Genomic DNA, 13,136 nt, shown 5'->3' with positions numbered 1-13,136 from the left:
GCGTCGCAAGAAGGGCTTGTCGCCCGGCAGCCTTTTCCATAAGACAGCCAACGTCATAATGGCGGAGAACAGCTCCGCCAAAGCCAGTCCGGTCTTCGATGTCGCACAATACGTTCGGTCACCTTTTCCGCGTTACCACATGGGGCGAAAGCCACGGACCCGCGCTCGGCTGCGTGATCGACGGCTGCCCGCCCGGGTTGCGCTTTACCCTTGGCGAAATCCAAGCCTGGATGGACAAGCGCAAGCCCGGCCAGTCACGATTCGTGACGCAACGCCGGGAAGACGACCTGGTAAAGGTGCTGTCCGGCGTGATGATGGACGAGGACGGCGAGACGATGATCTCGACCGGCACGCCGATGTCCATGCTGATCGAAAACACCGACCAGCGCTCTAAGGACTATGGCGAGATCGCCCGCAGCTACCGGCCCGGCCATGCGGATTTCACCTATGACGTCAAATACGGCATCCGCGATTATCGCGGGGGCGGCCGCTCTTCGGCCCGCGAAACGGCAGCGCGCGTGGCGGCCGGCGCCATCGCGCGCAAGGTCGTGCCGACGCTCAACGTCCGGGGCGCGCTCGTGCAGATCGGCAAGCACAGAATAGACCGGGCCAACTGGGACTGGTCGGAGGTGGATCGTAACCCGTTCTTCTGCCCGGACCCGGCCATGGTGCCTGTCTGGGAAGACTATCTCGACACGATCCGCAAGGCGGGCTCCTCCATAGGCGCAGTGGTGGAAGTGGTTGCCGAGGGCGTCCCTCCCGGCATCGGCGCTCCGATCTATGCAAAGCTCGACCAGGACATCGCCTCCCTGCTGATGTCGATCAATGCCGTCAAGGGCGTGGAAATCGGCGAGGGTTTCGCCTCTGCCGAGCTTTCCGGCGAGGAGAATGCCGACGAGATGCGCATGGGCAATGACGGGAAGCCGATCTTTCTGTCGAACCATGCCGGCGGCATCCTGGGCGGCATCTCCACGGGACAGCCCATCGTCGCCCGTTTTGCGATCAAACCCACCTCCTCCATCCTCACCGAGCGCCAGTCGATCAATGCGGACGGCCACAATGTGGAGGTTCGCACCAAGGGTCGGCACGACCCCTGCGTCGGCATTCGCGCAGTCCCCATCGGCGAGGCCATGGTTGCCTGCGCCATTGCTGATCATTATCTCCGTGACCGCGGCCAGACCGGCGGACGCCTCTAAGGATTTCTTCATGCCCTACGATCAAAAGCGTGTCGTCGATGCCATCCGTGCCTTCGAAGCCGGTGAAATCGTCGTCGTGACCGATGACAACGACCGCGAAAACGAAGGCGACCTGATCGTCGCTGCAGTCCATTGCACGCCGGACAAGATGGCCTTCATCGTTCGCCACACGTCCGGCATCGTCTGCGCTCCCATGCCGCGCGAGGAGGCCAAGCGGCTCAACCTCAATGCCATGGTCGCCGAAAACGACAGCGCCCATACCACCGCCTTCACGGTCACTGTGGACTTCAAGCACGGTACGACGACGGGTATTTCCGCCGACGACCGGACGCTGACGGTTCGCAATCTTGCCAACCCCAATGCAGGCCCCGCCGATTTCGTGCGCCCCGGCCATATCTTCCCGCTGATTTCGCGCGAAGGCGGCGTGCTGATGCGCTCCGGCCATACAGAGGCCGCCGTCGATCTCTGCAGGCTCGCCAACCTGCCGCCGATCGGCGTCATCAGCGAATTGGTCAATGACGACGGCACCGTGATGCGGGGACCACAAGTCGCCGACTTCGCAATCAAGAACGGCTTCAAGCTGCTCTCGGTGGCCGACCTCATTGCCTACCGGCAGCGCAAGGAAACACTGATCGAGCTGCAGTCCAGCTTCGATATCCAGACAACCTATGGCAAGGCCAAGGCGCATGCCTATTCCCTGCCCTGGGATCCCATGCAGCATGTGGCGGTGATCTTCGGAGACATCCGCGACGGCGTCGATATTCCTGTCCGGCTGCATCTGGAAAACGTCGCTCAAGACGTGTTCGGCGCCAACCGTTCCATCGACCGCTATATCGCAAAGATCGAGGAAGAGGGTCGCGGCGTAATCATCTACCTGCGCGAGGGCTCGGTCGGGGTGGGCCAGACGGAGTCCGGGCGCAAAGTGCGTCAGGGACAGGAAGCGCATGCCGAGGCGCAGGCCCGCGACAGCGAGTGGCTGGAAATCGGCCTCGGTGCCCAGATCCTGAAGGATCTCGGCGTCACCTCGATCAAGCTCCTGACCCGCAGCGAGCGTCACTATGTCGGTCTCGAAGGGTTCGGCATCAAGATCGCCGAAACCGTCCTCTGCTGATGCAGATGTAGGACCCGGCAGCCAAACGAAGCCGGAACAGGTTCGGCTCGAACCCGTTGATGTGCCGCAGCGCATCGACAGGGGAGCCGGCCGTGGACCGCAGCGTCAAAATTACCTCACCAGACGGCCAGACGGCACAGCCGACTTCCACCCTGACCGTCGAACACATCCTGTTCGAGCCGAGCGACTGGGTGCCGAACAATCCGCGCCTGCCGGTTCTGGTCTATCACCAGGCCTGCGCGGAGGAAGTGGACGTCGCCGGGGAATTCGAACGGCTGTTCAGCCAGGCCGGATGGCAGGGCCTCTGGCGCAACGGCATCTTCGACTATCACCATTACCATAGCGGCGCGCATGAAGTGCTTGGCATAGCCGGCGGTCGCGCGCGCCTCCTGATCGGCGGCCCCACCGGCCGCGAGATCAGTGTCAATGCCGGCGATTGCCTCGTGCTGCCGGCGGGCACCGGCCACAAGCGCATCGATGCGAGCCGCGATTTTCTCGTCGTCGGTGCTTATCCGCCGGGGCAGGAGGCGGACATCCAGACCGGTGCGCCGACGGAAGACCAACTCGACACCATCGCTTCCCTTCCGCTTCCGCAAAACGACCCGGTGGAGGGTGCCGAAGGGGCGCTGAGACGTTTCTGGCAGCCTAGGAACTGATCCGAAAAGCACCGCCGGATGCCGCCGAACACGCAATTCGGCGGAACCAGCACGCCCGCCAGACAGTTAAACCGCAGAACCGAGGCAAGGCAGAACGATGAACACGCGCCCCCAATTCTCCACGCGGAACTCGCTCACGCAGGTGCCCCCGCAGATATATTACGTCCATCCCCTGATGCTGAAAGGGCCGGAAGCCTGGCGGGAGATTTTCGCCCATGCCAGAGATCTGGGCTTCGACACGGTGCTGAGCGCGCCGCTTTTTCAGCGCGGGGAGAATGCCAGCGTCTTCGTCACCAAGAATTCCGACGCGCTGGACCCGGCGCATGGCCTCGGCACGTCCTTGGATGACGGCATCAAGGCGCTGGTCGCAGCAGCCCGCGAAAGCGACATCAAACTGATGCTCGATCTGGTCGTTGACCGGGTTGCGATGGATGCCGATCATCCGTCCTCTGCAGTTGCCGACCCGCGGGTGGCGCCGCAGGAGAGCTGCAGCCGCCGGATCGACTTCATGAGCGAGGCTCAGCATATCGAGGAATGGCGCGGCCGCCTCGTGCGGCTTGCGGGCCTCGGCATTGCCGGCTTCCGTTGCCTCGGCATTGGCCGCCTGGCACCCGAGGCCTGGCAGGATCTCATTCTTGCTACGCGTGCTTCCTCTCCCGATATCTCTTTCCTGGCCTGGACGCCCGGCACCTCGTTCGAAGACCGCAAGGCCCTGGTTGGCGCCGGCTTCGACGGAAGCTTTTCCTCGCTTGCCTGGTGGAACCTCGAAGAGCGCTGGATCATGGACGAGTACCAGATCCAGCGGGAGATCGGCTATCAGGTCGCCTTCCCGGAAGCCCCCTTCGGCAAGCGGCTCGGTCACGGAACCGACAGTTGTGAAGTGCTGCAGCGCAAGGCGGTGCGCGCATTGAAGCTTGCCTCGACATTCGCCAGCGGCCTGATGGTGCCGATGGGGTTCGAATACGGCACGGCATTGCCGCTCGACCCTCTGCACGGTGACGGGCTAGGGCTGCGGGGCCTGCGCGAACTGGGCTCCTTCGACCTGTCTTCAGAGATCCGGCAGGTCACGAGCGCCACAAATAAGACGGAGGCCGGCTTTGCCCGGCAGCCGCTGAAGGTGATTTCCACCAGCCAGACCGCCGCCGTTGCCCTGCTGCAGACGGATCAGGAAGATATCCGAGCTTCGGAGAAAGTGCGGGTGGTGGTGGTGAACCGCGACCTGCGCCGCGCCGTCACTGCACCGTTCAATCTGGTGCGGGACGCGGCGGCCGGGTTCCTACCGCTGACGTCGCTCGATGCGGATAACGAAGTGCTGGACGTCCAGCTCAAGCTGAAGCCGGGCGAGCTGCGCATCTTCGAAGGACGCGCCTCGGCCGCCATCGTGGATGCCGTTCCCGCAGGTGACGCAGCCGATGCCGCGGCCTCCCCGCGGCTCGCGATCGAGAAGATCACGCCAGCCGTCGATGAAGGACGTTTCGTCGTCAAGCGCGTGGTCGGCGAGACTGTGAAAGTCGAGGCCGATATCTTTGGCGACGGTCACGACCCACTGTCGGCGGCGCTGCTCTGGCGGGCGGCCGACGAGACGGAATGGCAGGAGACGCGCATGCAACTGGTCGTCAATGACCGCTGGAGCGCAGAATTCACCTTGCGGCGCCTCGGACGTCACGAATATGCCGTCGAAGCTTGGCGCAACCCGTTCCAAATCTTCCGCTACGAACTCACCAAGAAGAACGAGGCGCGGCTGGACCTGCGCCTGGAAATTCTCGAAGGCATAGAGCTGGTGAAGGATGCCCGCGATCATGCGGCCGGCGAGATCCGCAGCCGCCTGGACACTTTGTTCGACCAGTTGACCGCGGCACAGGACCCGCAGCGGACCGAAATGCTGCTGGCGCCTGACACGGCCGAACTGATGGCGCTGGCCGACCGCCGACCGCACCGGGTTCGTTCGCAGATCATTCCGGTCGATGCGGAGCGCAAGGCGGCCGCCTTTGCCAGCTGGTATTGCGTGTTTCCGCGCTCGCAGAGCGGCGATCCGCAGCGGCACGGCACGTTCGATGACGTGATCCAGCAGCTGCCGCGCGTCGCCGAAATGGGGTTCGACGTGCTGTATTTCACGCCGATCCATCCGATCGGCAAGACGAACCGCAAGGGCCGCAACAACAGCCTGAACGCCGGTCCCGACGATCCGGGCAGCCCCTATGCAATCGGCTCCGAGGATGGGGGTCATGACGCCATCCATCCCGAACTCGGTACGTTCGAAGACTTCCGGCGTCTAGTCGAGGCCTCCAAAGAGCATGGGCTGGAGATCGCGCTCGATATCGCCATCCAGGCGTCACCCGACCACCCCTGGCTGAAAGAGCATCCGGGCTGGTTCGACTGGCGCCCCGACGGCACGATCCGCTATGCGGAAAACCCGCCGAAAAAATATGAGGATATCGTCAACGTCGATTTCTACGCCAAGGATGCCGTGCCTTCGCTATGGATCGAGCTGCGCGACATGGTGCAGAAATGGGTCGATAACGGCGTGAAGCTGTTCCGGGTCGATAACCCGCACACCAAGCCCTTTCCGTTCTGGGAATGGCTGATCGCCGATATCCGTTCGCGCCACCCGGATGTTGCCTTCCTGTCGGAGGCCTTCACCAAGCCCAAGGTGATGTACCGCCTGGCCAAGATCGGCTTCTCGCAGTCCTATACGTATTTCACCTGGCGCAATGCCAAGTGGGAGCTTGAGCAGTATATGCGCGAGATCACCACAGAAGAGCCGAAGGAATTCTTCCGCCCGCATTTCTTCGTCAACACGCACGATATCAATCCGGATTTCCTGCAGAACGCGCCGCGTCCCGCCTATCTCATCCGGGCCGCTCTTGCAGCGACGCTTTCCGGCCTGTGGGGCGTCTATAACGGCTTCGAGCTGTGCGAAGGCCGGCCGGATGCCAAGCGCAAGGAATATGCGGACTCCGAGAAATACGAGATCCGCGCCTGGGACAATGACCGGCCCGGCAATATCAAGGGCGAGATCGGCCTGCTCAACCGCATCCGCCGTGAGAACCCGGCCCTGCAGTCGCATCTGGGCTTGCAGCTTCTGCCCGCCTGGAACGACAACATCATGTTCTTCGAGAAGGCGAGTGCCGGCCGCGAGAACGTGCTGCTCATCGCCATCAACCTCGATCCTGCCAATGTTCAGGAGGCGGATGTCGAAATTCCGCTCTGGTCATGGAACCTCCCGGACGATGGCGCGCTTGATCTGGAAGACCTCGTCGGCGGAGCCAAGTTCACGCTTGCGGGCAAGGTACAGCGAATCCGACTCGACCCACAGAATGGCCTGCCCTTCCTGATCTGGCGCGTGCGCTAAGGAGACTTAAAGAATGAACATGGTGACCGTTGGCCACAGCCAGATGGAAAATAACGCAGAAGCGAAGGAGAACGATCCGCTCTGGTACAAGGACGCCGTCATCTACCAGCTGCATATCAAGTCGTTCTTCGACGGCAATGGTGACGGTATCGGCGACTTCAAGGGGCTTCACGAGAAGCTGGACCACATCGCCTCGCTCGGCGCGAACGCGATCTGGCTCCTGCCGTTCTTTCCCTCGCCGCGCCGCGACGATGGCTACGACATTGCCGACTATGGTAATGTCAGCCCAGATTACGGCACGATCGACGAGTTCCGCGCCTTTGTAGAGGCTGCGCATGCGCGCAGCATCCGCGTCATCATCGAACTCGTGATCAACCACACGTCGGATCAACACCCCTGGTTCCAGCGTGCCCGAAATGCGCCTGCCGGATCGCCGGAGCGGGATTTCTACGTCTGGTCGGATACGGACCAGAAATTCCCGGAGACCCGCATCATCTTCCTCGATACGGAAAAGTCCAACTGGACCTGGGACCCGGTGGCCGGCTCCTATTACTGGCACCGTTTCTATTCCCACCAGCCGGACCTCAACTTCGACAATCCGCAGGTGCTGGAGGAATTGCTTGAGGTGATGCGCTTCTGGGCCGATACCGGCATTGACGGGTTCCGCCTCGACGCCATCCCATACCTGATCGAGCGCGAGGGCACCAATAACGAGAACCTCTCCGAGACGCACGACATCCTCAAGAAGATCCGTGCGGCGCTGGATGAAAGCCATCCGGGCAAGATGCTGCTGGCGGAAGCCAATCAGTGGCCGGAAGATACGCGCGAATATTTCGGCGATGGCGACGAGTGCAACATGGCGTTCCACTTCCCGCTGATGCCGCGCATGTACATGGCGATCGCCAAGGAAGACCGCTTCCCGATCACCGACATCATGCGTCAGACGCCCGAAATCCCCGAGAACTGCCAGTGGGCCATCTTCCTGCGTAACCACGATGAGTTGACGCTTGAAATGGTGACCGACGAAGAGCGCGACTACCTCTGGAATATCTATGCGGCCGACCGCCGCGCACGCATCAATCTCGGCATCCGCCGCCGGCTGGCGCCGCTGATGGAGCGCGACCGCCGCCGTATCGAGCTGATGAATGCGCTGCTGCTCTCCATGCCCGGCACGCCGGTCATTTATTACGGCGACGAGATCGGCATGGGCGACAACATCTATCTCGGCGACCGCGACGGCGTTCGCACGCCGATGCAATGGTCTCCCGACCGCAATGGCGGCTTCTCCAAGGCGGACCCGGCGCGCCTCGTGCTGCCTCCGGTCATGGACCCGCTCTACGGCTACGAAGCGGTGAACGTCGAGGCGCAGAGTGCGGATGCCCATTCGATGCTCAACTGGACGCGGCGCATGCTGGCGCTGCGCAACAAGCACAGCGCGTTCGGTCGCGGCACGCTGCGGTTCCTGACCCCCGGTAACCGCAAGATGCTCGCCTATATCCGCGAGTATGAGGGGGAGACCATCCTCTGCGTCGCCAATCTTTCGCGCCTGCCGCAGGCCGTGGAACTGGATCTCGCGCAGTTCGAAGGACGGATTCCGATCGAGCTTACCGGCATGTCTCCTTTCCCGCCGATCGGCCAGCTGACCTATCTTCTGACGCTGGCGCCCTACGGCTTCTTCTGGTTCCATCTTTCCGCCGATAGCGAAGGGCCCGCATGGCGCACGGCGCCACCTGAGCAGTTGCAGGATATGGTCACCATGGTGATCCGCCGCGATCTGCAGGAAGTGGCAGACGAGCCCCGGCTTGCCGCAACGCTGTCCAACGAAATCCTGCCGGCCTATCTCGCCAAGCGCCGCTGGTTCGGCTCCAAGGGCGCCATCGTCAGCGCCGCACGGATCACCGCCACCACGCCGGTCGCCTTTGCCCACAACATCCTGCTTGCCGAGCTGGAGGTGGACATCAGCGGCCGCACGGACACTTATCTCCTGCCACTTGCCGTGGCATGGGACGAGACGCAGCCGACAGCGCTTGCCCAGCAGCTGGCGCTTGCCCGTATCCGGCAGGGCCGCCGCGTCGGCTATCTGACCGACGGGTTCGCTCTCGAAAGCCTGGCACGCGGCGTCCTTCGCGGCCTCAGCGAACGCTCGGTCATCTCCGGCCGCGCCGGTACGCTGGAATATATCGGCGCCGACCAGCTCGACGGCATGGCAATCACGGATGACCTGCCGGTCAAATGGCTTTCCGCCGAACAATCCAACAGTTCGCTGATCCTCGGCGACCTGGCGATGGTCAAGCTCATCCGCCACATCTTCCCGGGCATCCATCCGGAAGTGGAGATGACCCGCTACCTGACCGAGGTCGGCTACCAGAATACGGCCCAGCTGCTGGGCGAAGTCGTAAGAACCTCGCCGGACGGCAACCGCTACACGATGATCATCGTCCAGAAAGCCATCCGCAACCAGGGCGATGCCTGGACATGGATGCTCAGCAGCCTGCGCCGTGCCATGGACGACATCATCGGCAACAGCCTGGAGGGCGAAGCTGCGGATGAGCACTTCAAGCCGCTGATCAACTTCGTCGCCACGATCGGCAAGCGGCTCGGCGAGCTGCATGTGGCGCTGGCGCAGCCGACCGAGAACGAGGACTTCAAGCCTGTGCGGGCCACGGCGGACGATGCCCGTTCGTGGAGCGAGGCGGTTCGCGGCCAGATTTCGGTCAGTCTTGCCATGCTGGAACGCATGGTGGGCGAGTTGAAGGAGGAGTCGGCGGCAGAGGCCCGCATCCTTCTGCAGCGTCAGGACGAACTCCTTAAGCTCACCTCCCGCTTCGCCAACGCGGCCGAAGGCACGCTGATGACCCGCAACCATGGCGATTTCCACCTGGGCCAGATCCTGGTGGCCGAAAGCGATGCCTATATCATCGACTTCGAGGGCGAGCCGGCCCGCGACCTGACGGAACGCCGCGCCAAGACGAACCCGTTGCGGGACGTCGCGGGGCTCCTGCGTTCGCTGAGCTATCTTGCCGCTTCGGCCGATCTCGACCGGGAACTGGTGAGCGAAGTGGCTGACACGCGACATGACGAACTGGTGGCCCGCTTCAGCACCATGGCCGAGCCCGCCTTCCTTGAAGCCTATTTCGAGGCGACGGCTGTATCGGACGAACTTCGCATTCCCGAAGAAGAGCGTAGCCGCGTGCTGGATCTCTTCCTGCTGGAGAAGGCTGCTTACGAAATCGCCTACGAGGTTCGCAGCCGTCCGCACTGGCTTCCGCTTCCGCTTGCCGGCTTCTCGGCCATCGCATCACGCCTTCTGGAGACTGTTGCATGAGATACGAGCGTTCGGACCTGATGATCGGCACCGTCCAGGAGGGGCTGCAAGCCTTGGTGGACAGTCGCCATGGCGATCCCTTCTCCATTCTGGGCCGGCACCAATATGGCGATCTCGTCGTGGTGCGGGCGCTGCTGCCTGGCGCGCTTGGCGTGCAGGTGGTGGAGGCTGACACGGGTCGTCTGCTGGCCGAGCTGGAGCCCATCCACGAAGGCGGGCTTTTTGCCGGCGTGACGGGAAGCACGGGCCCCTATTTCTACCGGATCACCTGGCCGGATGCCGTGCAGGAGATGGAGGACCCCTATTCCTTCGGCCCGCTGCTGGGGGACCTCGACCTGCACCTGATCGGACAGGGAACCCATTACGATCTTGGCCGCACACTGGGCGCAATCCCGATGGAGGTGGACGGCATATCTGGAGTCCGCTTCGCCGTCTGGGCACCGAATGCCCGCCGCGTTTCCGTCGTCGGCGACTTCAACGCCTGGGACGGACGGCGCCACCCGATGCGACTGAGGCCGCAGGCAGGCATATGGGAATTGTTCCTGCCGCGCCTGACCCATGGCGAGCGCTACAAGTTCGAGATCATCGACGGCAACGGCAATCTCCTGCCGCAAAAGGCGGATCCGGTAGCCCGCGCCAGCGAGGCCGCGCCGTCAACCGCTTCCATCGTCGCCTCGTCCAAGCCCTTCCGCTGGAATGACGAGGAGTGGATGCGCAGCCAGCGCCAAGTGCGCAGCGGCGAGACTGCCATATCGGTCTACGAGGTCCATCTCGGCTCCTGGGTCCGCATCCCGGAGGAAGGCAACAGGTCGCTCGACTGGGTGGAGCTTTCCCAGCGGCTGGTTCCCTACGTCAAGAGCCTCGGTTTTACCCATATCGAGATGCTGCCGATCATGGAGCATCCCTTCGGCGGGTCCTGGGGCTATCAGCCGCTCGGCCTGTTTGCGCCGACGGGCCGCTACGGCACGCCGGAGGATTTTGCCTATTTTATCGACCGTTGCCACCAGGCAGGTATTGGCGTGATCCTCGACTGGGTGCCTGCGCATTTCCCGACCGATGTCTGGGGGCTGGCAAAGTTCGATGGTACGCCTCTCTACGAGCATGCGGACCCGCGTGAAGGTTTCCACAAGGACTGGAATACGCTGATCTACAATCTCGGCCGCAACGAGGTGAAGGGCTTCCTGATCGCCAGCGCGCTCGAATGGCTGGAGCACTATCACGTCGACGCGCTACGCGTGGATGCCGTCGCCTCCATGCTCTACCGCGATTACAGCCGCAATGCCGGCGAATGGATTCCCAACAAATACGGCGGGCGCGAAAACCTCGAATCGGTTGAGTTCTTCAAGCACCTAAACAGCATCGTGCACGAGCGCTGCCCGCATGCCTTCACGGTCGCGGAGGAATCGACCGCATGGCCGGGCGTCACCAAACCGCCGGAAGAAGGCGGCCTCGGCTTCGATTTCAAATGGAACATGGGCTGGATGCACGACACGCTGCATTACATGTCCGACGACCCGGTCTACCGCAAATACCAGTATGGCGGCATGACTTTCGGGATGATCTACGCCTATTCCGAACGCTTCATGCTGCCCATTTCCCATGATGAAGTGGTGCATGGGAAGGGTTCGCTGCTGGGCAAGATGCCGGGCGACCCATGGCAGAAACTCGCCAATCTTCGGGCCTATTTCGGCTTCATGTGGGGGCATCCCGGTAAGAAGCTGCTGTTCATGGGCTGTGAACTGGCGCAGGAGACCGAGTGGAACCACGACGGCTCCGTCGTCTGGGACCTGCTCGACCAGCCGGGTCATGCGGGCATGCAGCGGCTGATCCGCGATCTCAACGCGCTCTATGCGAAGGAGCCCGCATTGCAGTTCGGCGACCTGCATCCGGAAGGTTTCGAATGGGCCGTGGCGGACGATGCGGAAAACTCGGTTTACGGCATGCTGCGCAGCGCGCAGGACCAGTCGTCCCGCATGCTTGTCGTGTCCAGCATGACACCCGTGCCGCGCGAGAACTACCGGATCGGCGTGCCAAACGAAGGCCGCTGGGAGGTGGTGCTGAACACGGATGCGGAGATCTATGGCGGGTCCAATTTCGGCCAGACCGAAGCCTGGGCCGAGCCGCAGCCTTCGCACGGCAAGCCGTTCTCGATCTCGCTCATGCTGCCGCCGCTCGCCACCGTCTTCCTGCGCTGGCGGGGCTGACGGGCACTCTCACGGCTCGCGCCAGCCGTCCTGATAAACAACCGCCTCGACGCCGGCGAATTTTGCAAGCCGGCTCAGCTCGGCTTCGAGGCGCTCCAGACGGCCGGCGGAGGGGCGGACGCCCTTCTCCAGCCATAGCCGCTTGACGTCGAGCGTGCCTGTCTTGCGGTCCGCCTTCATGTCGATGCGGCCGATCATCCTGTCGCCTTCCATCAGCGGAAACACGTAATAACCGTATTGCCGCTTCGGCTCGGGCACGAAAACCTCGATACGGTAGAAGAAGTCGAACAGGCGCTCGGCGCGATCCCGGTTGCGCAGCAGCGGATCGAAGGGGCTGAGAACCCTTATCCGGGCTGGCGGCTCGGCCATGTCGCCCAGAGTGTCCGGGAAGCCCTGAAAGGCAAAGGAAGGTCGCGGCCGGCTGCCGTCGGCCGTGCCGATCAGCACCTCCATCAGTTCGTCGCGATGGGATTTTACCCAGTTCCTCGCTTCATCCGGGGTGATGATATCCCAGAAGGCGGCGATCTCGCCCGAGGTCGCAAAGCCCAGCCGGGTCAGCGCGTTGCGGCAGGCCCAGTCGATAAACTCTACTTCGGTCACCTCAGGCTCGAAATGAACCGGGGGAATGACCCGCTCGGTCAGATCGTAGATCTTCTGGAAATTCACGCGACCGGCGATCGACAGCTTGCCGGTATGCCAGAAATATTCGAGCGCCGTCTTGTTCGGATGCCAGTTCCACCAGCCGCCGGATTTGTGATCCTCCGCCTTCATATCGCGGGACATGATCGCGCCGTTTTCCGCGATATGCCGGAAGGTCTCCTCGAAGGCGGCGTCGAAATCCTCGCCGTGCCACTTCCTCCAGCGTTCGGCAATGATGGGTTCGCGGCGGCGAAACCGGTGTTTCCAGTAGCGGAAGAAGCGGGCCGGAATGATGGAGGCGTCATGCGTCCAGTGCTCGAAAAGCTCACGGTCCTTTTCGATGAGCGCCGTCAGGTGTTCGCGCCGGTAGGTCTGGCTGCGCGAAAACAGGATCATGTGATGGGCGCGTTCGACGGTAGCGATGCTGTCCACCTGCACGAAGCCGAGGTCGTCGATCAGCTGCAGCAGGCCGGACTTGGTCAATATGCGGCCCGGCGGCTGCGAGAGCTGCTGCCGTTCGATGAAGATCTTTCGCGCTTGCTCGTTCGGAATGAGAATCGTCATGAGAGGAGACTAGGCTGCCCGGGCGACGGTTGCAATGTTCACCTTCAGTTCTGCATTCCCCTTGTCCATCATCCGGTCTATAGACGGCC

The 13,136-nt window shown here is 62.7% G+C and carries 7 protein-coding genes; 6 read left to right on the top strand and 1 reads right to left on the bottom strand.

Translation table 11 applies throughout. The features are described from left to right. The first annotated feature begins 98 nt into the window (after nt 1-98). From aroC to glgB, 6 genes are all read left to right on the top strand, one after another. The gene (gene aroC / locus EPK99_RS16300; protein ID WP_128444120.1) at nt 99-1,196 is read left to right on the top strand and encodes a chorismate synthase; all 1,098 of its coding nucleotides are present in this window, start codon (nt 99-101) and stop codon (nt 1,194-1,196) included. 10 nt (nt 1,197-1,206) lie between these two features. After that, complete coding sequence (ribB, locus tag EPK99_RS16295; protein WP_128444119.1) at nt 1,207-2,307, top strand: 3,4-dihydroxy-2-butanone-4-phosphate synthase; 1,101 nt, start codon at nt 1,207-1,209, stop codon at nt 2,305-2,307. Nucleotides 2,308-2,459: 152 nt separating this feature from the next. Continuing rightward, nucleotides 2,460-2,963 (top strand): cupin, encoded by a 504-nt coding sequence (locus EPK99_RS16290; RefSeq protein WP_128444256.1) that lies wholly within the window; start codon nt 2,460-2,462, stop codon nt 2,961-2,963. Between the two features lie 97 nt (nt 2,964-3,060). Further along, entirely contained in the window at nt 3,061-6,315 is a 3,255-nt protein-coding gene (locus EPK99_RS16285) for a maltotransferase domain-containing protein (RefSeq protein ID WP_128444118.1), read from the top strand. Nucleotides 6,316-6,358: 43 nt separating this feature from the next. Beyond that, nucleotides 6,359-9,640 (top strand): maltose alpha-D-glucosyltransferase, encoded by a 3,282-nt coding sequence (treS, locus tag EPK99_RS16280; protein ID WP_128444255.1) that lies wholly within the window; start codon nt 6,359-6,361, stop codon nt 9,638-9,640. Continuing rightward, on the top strand, nt 9,637-11,844 hold the full coding sequence (gene glgB, locus EPK99_RS16275) for a 1,4-alpha-glucan branching protein GlgB (protein WP_128444117.1): 2,208 nt from the start codon (nt 9,637-9,639) through the stop codon (nt 11,842-11,844). Before treS ends, glgB begins: the two co-directional genes overlap by 4 nt. Nucleotides 11,845-11,853: 9 nt before the next feature. Here glgB and EPK99_RS16270 read toward each other — a convergent pair whose 3' ends face one another. Then, nucleotides 11,854-13,047, bottom strand: coding sequence for a winged helix-turn-helix domain-containing protein (locus EPK99_RS16270; protein ID WP_128444116.1), 1,194 nt, complete (start codon nt 13,045-13,047; stop codon nt 11,854-11,856). Between the last annotated feature and the right edge of the window lie 89 nt (nt 13,048-13,136).

This window comes from Neorhizobium lilium, from assembly GCF_004053875.1.
Classification (GTDB): domain Bacteria; phylum Pseudomonadota; class Alphaproteobacteria; order Rhizobiales; family Rhizobiaceae; genus Neorhizobium; species Neorhizobium lilii.
Note: the sequence above shows the minus strand (reverse complement) of the source record. Positions and strands in the feature narration are given on the sequence as shown.